This window comes from Sphingopyxis panaciterrae (assembly GCF_011762125.1).
Lineage (GTDB): Bacteria > Pseudomonadota > Alphaproteobacteria > Sphingomonadales > Sphingomonadaceae > Sphingopyxis > Sphingopyxis panaciterrae.
Window position 1 is genome coordinate 140,109 of sequence record NZ_JAASQN010000007.1, and the last position, 15,341, is coordinate 155,449.

17 protein-coding genes are annotated in these 15,341 nt (G+C 66.6%); 11 read left to right on the forward strand and 6 right to left on the reverse strand.

Features of this window, described 5'->3' with window-relative positions:
• Nucleotides 1-5: 5 nt before the first annotated feature.
• The 4 genes from FHR22_RS20120 (at nucleotide 6) to FHR22_RS20135 (ending at nucleotide 3,908) form a co-directional block, all read left to right on the forward strand.
• Nucleotides 6-995, forward strand: coding sequence for a DUF2891 domain-containing protein (locus tag FHR22_RS20120; RefSeq protein WP_166945593.1), 990 nt, complete (start codon nucleotides 6-8; stop codon nucleotides 993-995).
• 194 nt (nucleotides 996-1,189) lie between these two features.
• Nucleotides 1,190-2,206 carry a substrate-binding domain-containing protein gene (locus FHR22_RS20125; protein WP_166945595.1) on the forward strand — a complete coding sequence of 339 codons (1,017 nt, stop codon included), beginning with the start codon at nucleotides 1,190-1,192 and terminating at the stop codon, nucleotides 2,204-2,206.
• A gap of 114 nt (nucleotides 2,207-2,320) precedes the next feature.
• On the forward strand, nucleotides 2,321-3,496 hold the full coding sequence (locus tag FHR22_RS20130) for a GGDEF domain-containing protein (RefSeq protein WP_166945597.1): 1,176 nt from the start codon (nucleotides 2,321-2,323) through the stop codon (nucleotides 3,494-3,496).
• Nucleotides 3,497-3,608: 112 nt separating this feature from the next.
• Nucleotides 3,609-3,908, forward strand: coding sequence for a hypothetical protein (locus FHR22_RS20135; RefSeq protein ID WP_166945599.1), 300 nt, complete (start codon nucleotides 3,609-3,611; stop codon nucleotides 3,906-3,908).
• Nucleotides 3,909-4,168: 260 nt separating this feature from the next.
• On the opposite strand, the gene FHR22_RS20140 is transcribed toward FHR22_RS20135, so the two are convergent.
• Entirely contained in the window at nucleotides 4,169-4,645 is a 477-nt protein-coding gene (locus FHR22_RS20140; protein ID WP_166945601.1) for a MarR family transcriptional regulator, read from the reverse strand.
• Nucleotides 4,646-4,790: 145 nt separating this feature from the next.
• Between FHR22_RS20140 and FHR22_RS20145 the strand changes: the two genes are divergently transcribed.
• The 4 genes from FHR22_RS20145 (at nucleotide 4,791) to FHR22_RS20160 (ending at nucleotide 8,510) form a co-directional block, all read left to right on the forward strand.
• Nucleotides 4,791-6,410 (forward strand): inorganic phosphate transporter, encoded by a 1,620-nt coding sequence (locus tag FHR22_RS20145; protein ID WP_166945603.1) that lies wholly within the window; start codon nucleotides 4,791-4,793, stop codon nucleotides 6,408-6,410.
• A gap of 60 nt (nucleotides 6,411-6,470) precedes the next feature.
• Nucleotides 6,471-7,418 (forward strand): CorA family divalent cation transporter, encoded by a 948-nt coding sequence (locus FHR22_RS20150; protein ID WP_166945605.1) that lies wholly within the window; start codon nucleotides 6,471-6,473, stop codon nucleotides 7,416-7,418.
• Nucleotides 7,419-7,570: 152 nt separating this feature from the next.
• On the forward strand, nucleotides 7,571-7,966 hold the full coding sequence (locus tag FHR22_RS20155; protein ID WP_166945607.1) for an Ohr family peroxiredoxin: 396 nt from the start codon (nucleotides 7,571-7,573) through the stop codon (nucleotides 7,964-7,966).
• A 109-nt stretch (nucleotides 7,967-8,075) separates the two neighbouring features.
• Nucleotides 8,076-8,510, forward strand: a complete 435-nt coding sequence (locus FHR22_RS20160; protein ID WP_208417832.1) for a MarR family winged helix-turn-helix transcriptional regulator — start codon at nucleotides 8,076-8,078, stop codon at nucleotides 8,508-8,510.
• Between the two features lie 30 nt (nucleotides 8,511-8,540).
• Here the strand turns inward: FHR22_RS20160 and ppk2 are convergent, their stop codons facing one another.
• On the reverse strand, nucleotides 8,541-9,452 hold the full coding sequence (ppk2, locus tag FHR22_RS20165) for a polyphosphate kinase 2 (protein ID WP_208417833.1): 912 nt from the start codon (nucleotides 9,450-9,452) through the stop codon (nucleotides 8,541-8,543).
• 165 nt (nucleotides 9,453-9,617) lie between these two features.
• On the opposite strand from ppk2, the gene FHR22_RS20170 reads away from it, so the two are divergent.
• Complete coding sequence (locus FHR22_RS20170; protein WP_166945616.1) at nucleotides 9,618-10,361, forward strand: hypothetical protein; 744 nt, start codon at nucleotides 9,618-9,620, stop codon at nucleotides 10,359-10,361.
• A 60-nt stretch (nucleotides 10,362-10,421) separates the two neighbouring features.
• Complete coding sequence (locus FHR22_RS20175) at nucleotides 10,422-10,988, forward strand: hypothetical protein (protein WP_166945619.1); 567 nt, start codon at nucleotides 10,422-10,424, stop codon at nucleotides 10,986-10,988.
• On the opposite strand, the gene FHR22_RS20180 is transcribed toward FHR22_RS20175, so the two are convergent.
• Together FHR22_RS20180 and FHR22_RS20185 are read right to left on the reverse strand one after the other, a co-directional pair.
• Nucleotides 10,958-12,433, reverse strand: coding sequence for a sensor histidine kinase (locus FHR22_RS20180; RefSeq protein ID WP_166945623.1), 1,476 nt, complete (start codon nucleotides 12,431-12,433; stop codon nucleotides 10,958-10,960). The two genes, FHR22_RS20175 and FHR22_RS20180, sit on opposite strands and share 31 nt — an antisense overlap.
• Nucleotides 12,430-13,158, reverse strand: a complete 729-nt coding sequence (locus FHR22_RS20185) for a response regulator (protein WP_166945627.1) — start codon at nucleotides 13,156-13,158, stop codon at nucleotides 12,430-12,432. Before FHR22_RS20185 ends, FHR22_RS20180 begins: the two co-directional genes overlap by 4 nt.
• A gap of 133 nt (nucleotides 13,159-13,291) precedes the next feature.
• Between FHR22_RS20185 and FHR22_RS20190 the strand changes: the two genes are divergently transcribed.
• On the forward strand, nucleotides 13,292-14,137 hold the full coding sequence (locus tag FHR22_RS20190; protein ID WP_166945630.1) for a MipA/OmpV family protein: 846 nt from the start codon (nucleotides 13,292-13,294) through the stop codon (nucleotides 14,135-14,137).
• Nucleotides 14,138-14,344: 207 nt separating this feature from the next.
• Here FHR22_RS20190 and FHR22_RS20195 read toward each other — a convergent pair whose 3' ends face one another.
• A complete protein-coding gene (locus FHR22_RS20195) occupies nucleotides 14,345-14,731 on the reverse strand; it encodes a type II toxin-antitoxin system VapC family toxin (RefSeq protein WP_166945632.1) in 387 nt (128 codons plus the stop codon).
• Nucleotides 14,728-15,015, reverse strand: a complete 288-nt coding sequence (locus FHR22_RS20200) for an AbrB/MazE/SpoVT family DNA-binding domain-containing protein (RefSeq protein ID WP_166945635.1) — start codon at nucleotides 15,013-15,015, stop codon at nucleotides 14,728-14,730. Before FHR22_RS20200 ends, FHR22_RS20195 begins: the two co-directional genes overlap by 4 nt.
• Nucleotides 15,016-15,341 lie beyond the last annotated feature (326 nt).

The following is a 15,341-nucleotide window of genomic DNA, read 5'->3' on the forward strand; positions in this document are numbered from 1 at the left end:
TGCCCATGAACCTCACCCCCGAACACGCCGCCCGCTTCGCGACCGCGACCCTCGCCCACCTCGGCCGCGAATATCCGTACAAGATGGACCTCGTCCTGGCGGGGCCCGAAGATGCGAAGCCCCCGCGCGAGCATCACCCGATCTTCCACGGCAGTTTCGACTGGCACAGCTGCGTCCACGGCTGGTGGCAGGTGCTGCGCCTCGCACGCCTTTTCCCCGATCTCCCCTTCGCCGGCGACATCGGCGCCCGCGCCGACGACATGCTCGTGCCGGAGAAGGTCGCCGGCGAACTCGCCTATCTCGAACGCCCCTACGCCGCCGGTTTCGAGCGCCCCTATGGCTGGGCGTGGCTGCTCGCGCTCCATGCCGAGGCGGCAAGCCACGACGCCCCGTGGGCGGCCGCGCTCGAACCGCTCGCCGCCGCCTTTGCCGCGCGCTTCCATGCCTTCCTGCCCAGGCTCACCTACCCGCTCCGCGTCGGCACCCATTTCAACATCGCTTTCGCGCTGCTCCTCGCCCGCGACTGGGCCGGCCCCCGCGACCCCGCGCTCGTCGCGCTGATCGACACCCGTGCCCGCGACTGGTTCGGCGGCGACCGCGACTGTCAGGCATGGGAACCCGGCGGTGACGAGTTTCTGTCTTCGGCGCTCACCGAGGCACATCTGATGGCGGCCATCCTCGGCGACGGCTTCGCCCCATGGTTCGACGCCTTCCTCCCCCGCGCCGCGCAGCAGAAACCGGCGACGCTCTTCACCCCCGCCACTGTCTCCGACCGCAGCGACGGCAAGATCGCGCATCTCGACGGTCTCAACCTCAGCCGGGCGTGGAGCTGGCGCGCGATCGCCGCGGCACTCGGCCCCACCCATGCCGTCAGCCCGGTCGCCGAGGCGGCCGCGCAGCACCATCTCGACGCCGCGCTGCCGCACGTCACCGGCGACTATATGGGCGAACATTGGCTCGCGAGCTTTGCCCTCCTCGCATTGGATGGTCTCTGACGGCGCACCTTCTCCTTCGTCACCCTCGAACGAGACAAGTGGCTCGTTCGACTTGATCCGGGGTCCGCCGCTCCGGCGCCGCAATGGATGCCGGATCATGTCCGGCATGTCCAGGAAAGGAAACGTAAGCCCTACTCCGATTGACAACCTCCCGCCTCGCGGCGAGAGACAGCGCAAGAGGGGAGAAGCCGAAGGTGAACGGAAAGATGCTGCGCCCGACATCGTTCGACGTCGCCGAGCGCGCGGGCGTGTCGCAATCGACCGTGTCGCGCGCCTTGCGCGGTAGCCCCGGGGTCAACGCCGAAACGCGCGCGCGCGTCACCGCCGCGGCGCGCGAACTCGGCTATGTCGTCGACCGCCATGCTTCTTCGCTACGCCTCAAAAGCAGCGAAACGATCGCGCTCGTCACCATCTGCCGCCCCGGCGAAGATCGCAGCGCGATCAATCCCTTCTATTTCGCGCTGCTCGGCAGCATCGCCGCCGCGACCTCGGCGCGCGGCTTCAACCTGCTCGTCTCCTTTCAGGAAAGCGAGGCCAACTTCCGCGCCGACTTCGTCGCTTCGGGCCTCGCCGATGCGATGATCGTCATCGGCACCACCAGCAACCGGCCGGCGTGGCAATATTTTGCCGACGCGCAGGCGTCGGGACTAGACTTCGTCTGCTGGGGCAGCCCCGGCAGCCCCTTTCACTGGATGCGCAGCGAGAATGACGAAGGCGGCGCGCTCGCCGCCGAACATTTCGCCCGCAGCGGCCGCCGCCGGATCGCCTTCATCGGCCCGCAGCAGTCGCCGCAGCGTCAGTTCGACGAACGCCGCGACGGCTTCACCGCCACCCTCGCGGTCCACGGCCTCACCCCCGTGGTCGCCGAGCCGCCCGCCGCCGCCGACCGCCATGCGCAGGGCGTCGCCGCGACACGGGCGCTGCTCGATGCGCACCCCGATATCGATGCGATCTTCGCTGCCTCGGACATGCTCGCGCTCGGTGTCTTGCAGGGGCTCAAGGATGCCGGACGCCGCGTGCCCGATGACGTCGCGCTGATCGGTTTCGACGGCATTCGCGCCGGCACCCTCGCCGACCCCGCGCTCACGACGCTTGAGCCTGACCTCGATGCCGCCGGCGAAGCCCTCGTCGCGATGGCGCTCGAAGATGATGAACATACGCGCAGCGGCACGCGAATACCGGTCCGCCTCGCGGTACGCGGCACCGCCTGACCCCCGGCCTACGGCTCGCGCCGAAGCGCGTAACCGTGACTTAACTCCCCCCAAAGTAACAACTTGTTATCTGTGCTTCGGTATCCCGGCGGGGCGGGAAGCGGGAACGGCAAATTGAACGGACAAATCTTCATTTCGCTGCTCAATCCGGGCATCGGCCTGCTGTTCGCCGTCGCCTTTTTCTTGCTGTGGCTGAACCATCGCGAACGCTATGTCGCTTATGCTGCCGGGGCCTATGTCGCGACTGCCGCGGCGTTCCTGATCCAGGACCTGTCGCCGGTGCTGCCGATGGAATTACAGCGCCTGCCGGCCAATTTCGGCTTTCTGCTGACCGGCATGCTGTTCGCCGCCGCGATCATCAAACGCTATGCATTGCCCATCCCGTGGCGCGCGATGACGATCACCGTCGCGGTGTCGATGACCGTCTTCAGCTGGTTCCTGCTCGTCCAGCCGAGCATCGCCGCGCGCATCTATTCGGTCAGCCTCGGCGCCGGGGTGATCGCGCTGATGATCGTCCGCGCGCTATGGCCGCTCGACCGGCCCTATGTCATCGACAAGGTGCTGTTCTGGGTCGCGACCCTCTCGGCGCTCAATCTCATCATCCGCCCGATCGTGATCCTCTCGCTCGGCGGCGGCTTCAACGATTATGTCGGCTTCCAGCAGTCGGTCTATTGGACGACGGTGCAGTTCAGCCAGGCGATGGTGTCGATCATGGCCGCGATCAGTCTGATGGTTGCGGTCGCGCTCGACATGCTCGGCGACCTCAGGCGGCAGGTCGACGATGATGATCTGTCGGGCCTGCTCAACCGCCGCGGCTTCGAAGCGGCGGCGGGCGCCGCGCTCCGCCGCTGCGCCGACGCAGGCCGTCCCGCGGCGCTGCTGATCGCCGACCTCGACAATTTCAAGAAGGTCAACGACACCCATGGCCATGCCGTGGGCGACGCGATCATCGCCGCCTTCGGCGCGCATGCCCGCGCCACCGGCCCGGGCGACATGATCGCCGGGCGCGTCGGCGGCGAGGAGTTCGCCATGCTGCTCCCCGGCGCGGGGATCGAGGCAGCGCGCCAGCTTGCCGAAGCCGTCCGCACCGGCCTCGCGTCCGCGTGCGGCGACCAGATCCCGCCGACGCTCACCCCGACCACCTGCATTGGGATCACGGCCAACGTCCCCGGCGCTAGCCTGTCGCTGCTGATGCGCCAGGCCGACGAGGCGCTCTATGCCGCAAAGCGCTCAGGCCGCAATTGCGTGCGCACCTTCACCCCCAAACCCGTTCTCCTCGCCACCGCTTGAACCGCGCCAGCGCGCACGCGCCCGGCGCGGCGCGGCGGCCCGCAATTTTTGTGCATTGCACACTAAGCATACATATACTAACATAGCTTAGTAAATCTGTTCAGGGGGTCCCATGCGTTTTCATTTTGCCATCGCATCCGTCATTCTTGCCGCATCGGCCGCACCAGCCGCTGCCACCCAGGTCACCGAAGCGCCCGCCGCTGCCGCCCTTGCGCGCCCGCCCGTCGAGGGCGAGGTTCTTCGCGACACCAAGGCGCGCATTGTCGGCAAGGTCTACAAGGTGCAGCCATCGGGCGCGATCCTCGCCATCGTCCATCGAGAAACCGTCCGCATCCCGGCCGAAACGCTCAGCATCGTCGACGGCAAGCTCGTCACCACGCTGACCAAGTCCGAAGCACTGAAGCGGAAATAAGAGCTCCGTTCGCGACGAGGGTGATATCGATCGCCAGCCCAAGGTGAACGTCGGTTTTGGGGTGGGGAGCGGGCGTCGCTTTCTACAGCTTCGTCATCCCGGGCTTGACCCGGGATCCCGCTTTTTTTTGAGGGCGCCGACGGTTTTCGAGGTCAAGCGGGACCCCGGATCAAGTCCGGGGTGACGACGAAGGGAACGGCAACTAACAGCCGAAACCTGCCATCTGCTACCCGGAGGCACCTATGATCTGACCGCAGGCCTCAGCCCGCCTCGCGCACGCCGCATTCGGCGACCACCGCGGGATCGACCTCGCCGCCCAGATTGATTGCGATCCGGTCGAGCATCGCGCGCAGTTGCGCGGCCTCGGCAGCGCTGAACCCGGCAAGCGCGTCTTCGTCCTCGGCCGCGCCGATCGCCGCCAGTTCGCCGAGCAGCGGATCGATCGCGCCGGTCAGGTGGATACGGTACGCACGCCGGTCGGCGGGGTCGGCGCGCCGTTCGAGCCAGCCTGCGTCGGCCAGCCGGTCGATCGAGCGCCCCACCGTCACCTCGCCGACTTCGAGCAGCCCGGCGATCTCGCGCTGCGTCGCACCCGGAAAACGCCGCACGCACGCGATCGTCCGCCACTGCGCGCTCGTCAGCCCCGCGCCCGCCGCGCGCCGGTCGAACCGCAGCCGCAGCATGCGTGACAGCTTCATGATTCGCATGCCCAGCGTCTTGTCGTCGTCGGCCTTCACGCGCCTTCCTTCCGTTCGGCCCGACTTTCGCCGACAAGCACAGGCGGCGCAAGGCCCCGCAGGTGCCCACACCGATCGCCGTCACCTTGCTGTCACACGACAGGCCTAGCGCGAACGCATTCCCCTTGAGGCCGGAGAAGCCCCTATGAATGCCACGACCGCGGACCCGATCGCCCTCGAACAACCCGGCATCGAACGCCCCGACCTCGACAAGGGATTGGGGGCGGCCGGGACGCTCGGTTTCGGCGCGGCGATTCTCGCGACCCTGCTGTACGTCGCCTATAGCATCTATGCCGACGCCGCTGCCGCCGGGGTGCATGCGACGGCCTTCCTGCCCTTCATCCTGCTGTTCATCGCGCTGCTGATCGCGCTCGGCTTCGAATTCGTGAACGGCTTCCACGACACGGCGAACGCTGTCGCGACCGTGATCTATACCAATTCGATGCCGGCCAATTATGCCGTCGTCTGGTCGGGCTTCTTCAACTTCCTCGGCGTGCTCCTCTCGTCGGGCGCGGTCGCCTTCGGCATCGTCTCGCTGCTGCCGGTCGAACTGATCCTCCAGGTCGGCTCGAACGCCGGCTTCGCGATGGTCTTCGCGCTGCTGATCGCGGCGATCGTCTGGAACCTCGCGACCTGGTACTTCGGCATTCCCTCGTCGAGTTCGCACACGTTGATCGGATCGATCATCGGTGTCGGTGTCGCCAATGCGATGCTCCACGGCAAAAGCGGCACCGCCGGCGTGGACTGGGGCAAGGCGACCGACATCGGCTATGCGCTCCTGCTCTCGCCGCTGCTCGGCTTCACCGTCGCGGCATTGCTGTTCCTCGCGATGAAGACGCTCGTCCGCAACCGCGAACTCTACGAAGCGCCGAAGGGCAACACGCCGCCGCCGACGTGGATCCGCGCGCTGCTGATCTTCACCTGCACCGGCGTCAGCTTCGCGCACGGGTCGAACGACGGGCAAAAGGGCATGGGCCTGATCATGCTCATCCTCATCGGCACCGTCCCGACCGCCTACGCGCTGAACCGTGCGGTCCCCGAGAAATATGTGCAGGAATTCGTCGTCCATTCGAACGCCGCCGAACAGGCGCTCGCCGCGCACGGCGGCGGCGCGACGCCGCCCGCCGACGCACGCCGTGCCGTGACCGCCTATATTGCCGACAAGACGCTGTCGCCCGATACCGTCCCCGCGCTCGGTGCGCTCGTCGACCAGGTCGAAACGCAGGTCAGCGGCTATGGCTCGCTCGCCAAGGTCCCCGCCGCCGCGACCGAGAATATGCGCAACGACATGTATCTCGCCTCCGAAGCGATCAAGCGGCTCGGCAAGGAAAAGACGCTGAATTTCACCGATGCCGAGACCAAGGCGCTGACCACCTACAAGACGTCGCTCGACAGCGCGACGCGCTTCATCCCGACCTGGGTCAAGATCGCCGTTGCCTTCGCGCTCGGCCTCGGCACGATGATCGGCTGGAAACGCATCGTCGTCACCGTCGGCGAAAAGATCGGCAAGTCGCACCTCACCTATGCACAGGGCGCGTCGGCCGAACTCGTCGCGATGGGCACGATCGGCGCCGCCGATATGCTCGGGCTGCCCGTTTCGACGACGCACGTCCTCTCCTCGGGGGTCGCGGGCACCATGGCGGCGAACCGGTCGGGATTGCAGATGTCGACGATCCGCAACCTGTTGATGGCGTGGGTGCTGACGCTGCCGGTGTCGATCATCCTCGCGGGCAGCCTCTACGCGCTGCTGTCGGCGATCTTCTAAGAGGATCGTGTCACGACCGGGGGCGAGGCAACGCCGTTCCAGGCCTTCGAGGCCATCGTCATGCAGCCCGGGCTGATCTGGGGCTGCGTGCGAACCGAAGCGGGGACGCAGCTGATCGAGGATTGCGACGAGGCAGAAGACGCCCGCTTCCGCTGGCTGCACCTCAACCTCGCCGACCAGCGCACCTTGCGCTGGATCGAACGGCAGGCCGGGCTGCCGCGCGTCGTCCACGATCTGATGCTCGCGCGCGATACGCACCAGCAGGCGATCGTCGAGGACGGCGTCGTCGGCCTCGTCCTCCAGGATTTCGAGCGCGATTTCGAACCGTCGCAGACGATGCAGATCGGCGCGCTCCACATCATCCTCACCCCCGACCTGATGCTCACCGGCCGCTATCACCCGCTCCATTCGGCCGACCTCGTCAAACAGCGCATCGTCCAGGGCGCCGACATCGCCAATGGCGCTGCCGCGCTGGCGCTCGTCCTCGGCGCGATGGCCGATGGATTGAGCCAGCTCGTCCACGCGCTCGGCGCCGATATCCAGACCGCCGAGGACGAGTTTCTCAACGAACATCAATCGCCGGCGACGCGCGACCTGATGGCGGTGCGCCGCCGCGCCGCCCGGCTCCACCGCCTGATCGGCGGCATGCGCGCGACGCTCCACCGGCTCGAAATGGATCCCGACCTGCCGCGCCTGCTCGCCCCGGTCGCCGAACATATCGTCCAGCGGCTCCACGCGCTCGATGCCGATGTCGGCGGGGTGCAGGCACAGCTTCGCGCGCTGCGCGACGAACTCGACCTCCAGACCGCGCAGCGTACCAACCGCAATCTCTATTTCCTGTCGGTGATGAGCGCGCTGCTCCTCCCCGCGACGCTGGTGACGGGCTTTTTCGGGATGAACACCGGCGGGCTTCCCTTCGCGCATAGTTTCGGCGGCACGCTGTTCGCCGCGGTTCTCGCTGTCGCCGCGTCAAGCGCGACCTGGCTGCTACTGCGCCGCCGCACGTAAATTTCTTCCTTCCTATTCAATCATATAGCTTTCTGATTCATTTAAATCGTGTGCGATTTAATCGCGTCCTATTGACTGTCACGCCCGATTCGCTTATTTACATCGCATCCGATCTAAACGGATACGATCTTTATCTCGAAAGGATTTCCCAAATGGCTGACAAGATTCTCTTCACCGGCACCACCCACGTCAAAGGCGGCGCCGAAGGTTACGCCCGCAGCACCAACGGCGTGCTCGATATCGCACTTCCTGATCCGCACCCCGCCGCCGAAAATCTCTTCGCCGCCGCCTGGTCGGCCTGCTTCATCGGCGCGCTCGGTGTCGCCGCCGCGCAGAAAAAGATCGCGCTGCCCGCCGCACCCGAACTCGATACGACGATCGATCTTCTCCACCGTGACGGCGGCTTCGTGCTGCGGGCGCGTCTCGACGTGCAGGTTCCGGGCGTTGACCGCGATGTCGCGCAGGACCTGATCGAGGCCGCGCATGGGATCTGCCCCTATTCGAAGGCGATCGCCGGCAATATCGACGTCGAACTCAACCTCGTCTGATCGTGGATCCGGGCGGCGCACCGCGCCGTCCGGTTCGCCGAAAGGCTGGCCCGGCTTCCGATTTCATCGCGTCCGCGATATGTCCGCCGATGCTCCCGAAGGAAGGCCGATGACCGAACGTAAAAATCCGCCGCTCAGCGACTATCTCTGCTTCGCCGTCTATTCGGCGAACCTCGCCTTCGGCCGCGCCTACCGGCCGATCCTCGAACCGCTCGGGCTCACCTACACCCAATATGTCGCGCTCGTCGCCTTGTGGGAAAAGGATGACCAGACCGTCGGCGAACTCGGCGAGAAACTGTTCCTCGAATCGAACACGCTGACCCCGATCCTCAAGAAGCTCGAACAGACGGGCTTCGTCGAGCGCCGCCGCGATCCGGCCGACGAACGGCAGGTCCGCATTCGCCTGACGTCAAAGGGTCAGGGGCTGCAGGACGCCTGCATCGGCGACAGACTGATCGACGCGACCGGCCTTGGCGCCGATTTCGCCGCGGTGCAAAAGGCGATCGCGGGCCTCCGCGACAATCTGCTGGCCGCGGACCGCTGACGATGCCGGCGCGCCTGCCTGGCGCCGCGATCAATAGCGTTCGGGCACATACATCTCGGGCGGAATCTCGTGCCGCGCATAATCATCGTGGCGGACGCGGTCGGGCAGCACGACCGGCGGCTTCTCGACTTCGCGATACGGTATCTGCTCCAGCAGGTGGGCAATGCAGTTCAGCCGCGCCTTCTTCTTGTCGACCGCCTCGACCAGCCACCACGGTGCCTCGGCGATATGCGTGCGCTCGAGCATATCCTCCTTGGCGCGTGTATAATCTTCCCACCGCCGCCGCGATTCGACATCCATCGGCGACAGCTTCCATTGCTTCAGCGGGTCGTGGATCCGCATCTGGAACCGGAATTGCTGCTCCTCGTCGGTGATCGAGAACCAATATTTGACCAGGATAATCCCCGACCGCACCAGCATCCGTTCGAATTCGGGGACCGAGCGGAAAAATTCCTCGCACTCGTCCTCGGTGCAGAAACCCATCACCCGCTCGACCCCGGCGCGGTTGTACCAGCTGCGGTCGAACAGCACGATCTCGCCCGCCGCGGGCAGGTGCGGGACATAGCGCTGGAAATACCATTGCGTCCGCTCACGCTCGCTCGGCGCGGGGAGCGCGACGACGCGGCACACGCGCGGATTGAGCCGTTGGGTGATGCGCTTGATCGCGCCGCCCTTGCCGGCCGAATCGCGCCCTTCGAAAATCACCGCGACCTTCAGCCCCTGCGTCTGGACCCAGTCCTGCAGGACGACCAGTTCGTGCTGGAGCCGGAACAGTTCGCGAAAATAGATACGCCGGTCGATCGCTTCGCGATCCGGATGGTCGGACAGGTCGGCAAGCAGCGAGTCGAGCCGGGTCTCGTCCATTTCCATCTCCAGCTCCTCGTCGAAGCTGTCGGCAATCTCGTCCTTGATGCGGTCGAGGTCGGTAAGCATGCTGTCCATCATCGGCTCCTGCATTTTGCCCGACGCTAGAAAGGCAGGATTGCGGAGTTATGACAGCCGCCGGGGCCTTTGTGATCGCCGTCACCGCGCCCGCACCCGATCCCGGGCATTGGCAGGCAGGAATTGAGGCGCGGCGTCCAAAGCCCGCACAGACCGGGAAAAACCATGCGATTTCATCATCTCTGCCTGATTGCCCTCGCTTTGCTGGCCCCTTGCACGGCCGCCGCGCGCCTTCCTCCCCGCGACGGCACGCAGACTCCGACGCTCACCCCGCCGCCGGTCCGCGAAAGCTGGCGCTATAGCTGCGACGTCGAACAGCGGCTGCAGGGCGGCACCGTCAGGCTGGCCCGGCTCTATACCGACGACGGCAAACTCGACGGCGGCGATTTCATGCGCTGGACCGCCGCCGCCTATGATCCGCAGCATCCCCAGCGCCCGCTCGACATCGAGCTTTCCTATATCTGGGAACCGGCGCGCCAGCCCGCGGTCGAGCCGCGCAAGATCGAACTCAAGCTGCGCGTCGGGATCGATACCGACCTGCCCGAGATCGCGCTGATCGAGATGAAACGCCCTTTCCCGGTCGAGCCCTATGGCATGATCGGCAGCACCGCGCTCTCGACGCAGGTCTTTCCATACGGCAGCTTCGATCTGAAGAACGGCCACGGCGAACTGCCGCTCGGCGACCTCCTCGCCTATGCCGACGGCTATGACGCGCTCGACTGGACGCTGATCCACCCGTCCGACCGGCTCGGCGGCAGCAAGGACCTGGCAAGCGGCAAGATCGACATCGCGGCGCTGCGCGAAGCGGTCGCGGCGCTGCCCGCGCTGCGCACCGCCCTCGCCGCCAAGACCGCCGAACCGAAAGCGCACTGCGAACGCATATTGTGGCCCGAGCATATCCTCTATTGACCGCACCACGCCAAAACGCCGATCAGGTAAACCATCCCCTTCGGAAAAAAAGGATATTCCATGAAAACCGCCATCCTCGCAGGCGTCGCCCTGCTGGCCCTTTCGGCATGCGGACAGGAGGCAAGCGCGCCCGCCGCCAAGGCCGAACCCGCCGCCACCGAGCCGGAAACCGCGCCGAGCGCGCCGGTCAGCGTCAAGGAAGCGCAGCGCGCCGCCGTCGACCTCGCCCCCTATATCGGCAAATATCCGTTCGACGTCGTGGCCGGCCACCGCTTCCTCGACAATCCGGCAGTCAAGGCGGCGATCGCCGCCGCGGTTCCCGACGCGAAACAGCGCGCTGCGGTCCAGTTCGACGATAATGGTCTCGGCCTGCCGATCGTCAAGGTCGATGGCGGCCGCATCCTCGCCTGGGGCGGCGCCAAGCGCGCCGAGGATCGCTACAATTGGGCGGTCGTGATCGCCCCCGACGGATCGAAACCCGAAGTCTGCATCTATGACGGCCTCGGTTATGACGAGGATTTCCAATCGTCGCAGTGGTTTGAACCCGGCAAGGCCAGCATCATGAAACAGGGCAAATGCCCGTCGGCGGACGAAGATTATCCGGCGGCGGAGATCGCGGCGGGATAAGGCACGGCGTCGGCGGGACGGGTCGGCAATATCACGCGCACGGTGAAATCGCCCTTGCCGCCATGGAAACCGATCTCGCCGCCATGGCCCCGGATGACGTCGCGGCTGATCGCCAGGCCCAGCCCCGACCCGCCCGTCTCGCGGCTGCGCGAGCTTTCGAGCCGGGCGAAGGGAGCAAAGGCGCGTTCGCTATCCTCCGCCGCGATGCCGGGCCCCCGATCGCGGATGTCGACCGCGACCGCGCCGGGCTGGGCGACCAGCCGGATCCGCACCGCCTCGCCATATTTGCAACCATTCGCGACCAGATTGGCGAAGGCGCGCTTTATCGCCACCGGATGGCACGCCATGTCGAAATGGTCGGGCCCCTCGTAAACGACATCTTCGCCAAGGTCGTTATAGGTGTCCGCAAGGCTGATCAGCAGCGCCGCCAGGTCGACCGTCTCGCGCGGTTCGTGCCGCGCCTCTTCGCGCATCAGCGCCAGCGCATCGGCGACCATCGTCTCCATCTCCGCGACGTTCGAGCGCAGCTGATCGCGCTGTTCGGCCTCGCCGACATATTCGGCAAGCAGCCGCAGCCGCGTCAGCGGGGTGCGCAGGTCGTGCGAAATCGCGGCGAGCATCTGCACCCGCTCGTCGACATAATGCTTCAGGCGGATCTGCATCGTGTTGAACGTGTCGGCGATCGCGACATATTCGGGCAGCCGCATACCGGTGATCAGCGTCGGCTCGCGCTCGCGTCCCAGCCGCTCGGCCGCGCCCGCGAGGCGTGACAGCGGCGCGATGATCGACCGCGCCATCCAGAAGGAAAAAAGCAGGATGATCAGGCAATTGCCGCCGAGCCCCAGCAACGAGCGGGCATAGTGGCGCCACGGATCGGTCAGGCTCTGCGGCGACACCGACAGCCAGCGCCCGTCGCGAAGCCGCACCGCGATGTCGAGCGTGCCGAGCACATGGCTTTCGCTGCTCGCGAGCTGCTCGGCGGTCATCATCGCGGGCAAATCGGGGACGATCGCCGCTGCCGTCCGCGCCGACTGCTCCCAGAAATTCATGCTATAGGGTTCGGCGCGGACGCGCACGTCGGCCACCGGCCGGCCCAGAGCGCGCGCGATATCTGCGGCCAGCCCTGCCGACAGCCGGCTCGGCACCGCATCGGCGGCGAAGGGTGCCGCCGCGCCGGCCGAAAACGCCAGATATTTGGGCGCCGCTCCCATCCGCACCGGCGCCGCACCATTTTCGCGCCCGCGCGCACCATCCGCCACGCTCTCGACCAGCCACGCCCGCTGCAGCAGCAGGAAGGGCGGCGGCGGGATCAGCGTCCGCAAGATCTGGTCGAGCAGGAAGGTCGCGGCCAGCGCGACGACGACCGCCAGCCCCAGCCGCGGCGCGAGCCGCAGGCCGCCCGCGCGCTTCGTCCGCACCGCGCGCGCCGCCTCCTCGGGGCTCATGCCGCCGCGTCCGTGACTTCGGCAGAGAAGAAATAGCCGCCGTTGCGCACCGTCTTGACCAGCGCCGGCGCCTGCGGGTCGGCCTCGATCTTGCGCCGCAGCCGGCTGATCTGCACGTCGATGCTGCGGTCGATGTTGAAGCTCGACCGGCCGTGGACATGGTCGAGCAACTGGTCGCGGCTCAGCACCTGCTGCGGATGCCGCGCCAGCGCGACGAGCAGGTCGAACTCGCCCGTCGTCAGGTCGACGAGCGATCCCGCGGGCGAGACCAGTGTCCGGCGGCTGGCGTCGAGCGTCCATCCGGCAAAGCGGAACCGGCTCGCGGCCGCCTCCTGCGGCGCCGCATTCATCCCCGCGCGGCGCAGTGCCGAACGGATGCGCGCCAGCAGTTCGCGCGGGTTGAACGGCTTCGCGACATAATCGTCGGCGCCCAGTTCCAGCCCGACCACCCGGTCGGTCTCGTCGCTGCGCGCGGTGAGCAGGATGATCGGCACATGGCTTTCGGCGCGCAACCGCCGGCACAGGGTAAAGCCGTCGTCGCCCGGCATCATCACGTCGAGCACGACGACGTCGAAACGGAACCGCGCCATCAGCTCGGCCATCCGCCGCCCGTCCTCGGCGCTGGTGACGCGCAGCCCGTTGTCGCCCAGGTAGCGCGCCAGCATCGTGCGGATCTGCCGGTCGTCGTCGACGATCAGGATGTGCGATTGTTCCGGCCTTGCCATCGCCCCGCCATAGCCGCGCCGCGGGGGCGAGTCAGCAGCCGCAACATTCTGAAACAAACCGACACCGCCGCGCAATCGGGACGGGGAGCGCGGCGGCTATAGGCGCCGGGTCCCCGTCACGCAGGAGCCTTTCATGTCTCTCCCCCCGATCTCCCTCCACGCTCCCGGCCGTCCCGCCGCCCAGGCCGATCCGCGCCGCCGCTGGCTCGCGCCATGTCTCGTCCTCGCCTGCCTGTCGGCGTCGCCCGCGACGGCGGAGACCAGCGACGACGGCGACTGGCAGGTCTCGCTCGGCGCCGGCGCCATCTATGCGCCCGATTATGAAGGCTCGGACGACTATGAAATCATGCCCTTCCCCGCGATCTCGGTCGAATATCGCGGCATCGTCTATATTCGCGGGGCCGAGATCGGCGCCAACCTGTTGCGGATCGAGCCCGCCGACGAGCTGCGGGTCAAGTTCGGCCCCGTCGCGCGCTACCGCCGCGATCGCAAGGAAAAGCGCAACCGCGACCTGCGCGGCCTCGGCAATGTCGACACCGCGGTCGAACTCGGCGGTGCGCTGTCGATCGAATATCAGAACAGCTGGGCGCGCGTGACCTTGGCAAAGGACGTCGCGGGCGGCCACGAAGGGCTGGTGGGGACCGGCGAGGCCGGCCTGCGCTTCGACCTCAGCGACAGCCTCGGCGCCTCCGCCAGCGCCCAGGTCGGCTGGGCCGACAAGGATTATATGGCGAGCTATTTCGGCGTCACCGCGGCGCAGGCGGCGGCGAGCGGCCTGCCCGCCTACCGCGCCGGTGCGGGCTTCAAGGATGCCGGCGCCGGGCTCAGCCTCGATTACCGCATCGGCGATCATTGGACGATCACCGCCGCGGGCGGCTACACGCGGCTGTTCGGTGACGCCGCCGACGCCCCGCTCGTCGCCCGCCGCGGCTCGCGCGACCAGTGGAACGGCGGATTGTTCCTCTCCTACCGCTTCTAGGCAGCGCACTCGAACAGCCCCGACGCGAACGCGACCACCCCCCACGCCCACCCGCGTCAGGCTGCGGCGGCGGCAGGCGTCCCGGTGCCTGCGCCGCCCGGTCCACCGCACCCTTGCCGCGCTTCACTTATCCTGGCTCAGCCCGCGCGAATCAGCCCGATCTTCGGCCGTTTCATATCGGCGGTCATACGCCGGCGGGGATCGTCATCACCAACCGACAACCTCGACTCCTATCCCGGCTGCGTCGTTCGCCGCCACCCGCCGGTCAAAAGTCAGAAATGCCTCGACTCCCTTGGCCGCAACCAGATGAATATGATCGGCAAAATCGCCACCTTTTGCATAGGCCGCGACGGCATTCCGCACGGCGCCGTCATCATCCAGCACAATTCCCGGAACATCGAAAAGATCGAGCAGCGATGCGGCAAGATGGGTTCGCTCGAACCCGTAACGAGATTGCAGCAGCCATCCGAGTTCGAGCAGCACCGTCAACGGCACAAACACCCCCGCTTTCACCAGATCGCGAGCGATCGGGGACTGCAACGGGTCGTCGCCAAGCATGAAACGCGCGAGAATATTGGTGTCGACCGCCTTCAAACCGGCGGGTCCCAGTTTTTGTCTTCACGAAACATCCGGTCGATCGCGGCATTTCCATCGTCGTCGCTTATCCGCGGTCCTTTATAGTTTACGGTCCGGCGCATTTTCGCCATCGCCTCTTCAAAGCTCAGCGCTTTTTTCGCCTGAGGCTTGGCGCGCAGCATAACGCCGGCGGGGCCGTCAACGACCTCCAGCACGGTGCCGACGTCCCAGTGCAGCCGGTCGCGAACATCCTTGGGAATGACGACCTGCCCTTTGGCGGATACTTTGGTTTCCTTGGTCATACCGGTAAGATATCATCGCAACATTTCGCAGACAAGCCACTGTCGTTTCCTCATGCTCCTGCGGGTCCCTGCCTCTAACGCCTTGATCCGACATCGCGCCGGACAACATCGAAGGCGGGAACTGAATCCTGCCCCTTCTGAGCCCGTCAAAGGATTCAGAGCGAGGAAGCGCGGATAGGCCGCCCGATTTCCTTTGCGTCTCGCCCCTTCGCGCAAACCCAACCTCCCCCACCCCCTTGCATTTCCTTGACCTGGGCGTAAGGCGGCGCGGACATAAACCTGCGCGTGCGACTCCCGCTGGCCCCGCTCTCCCGCTCTGCCACCGG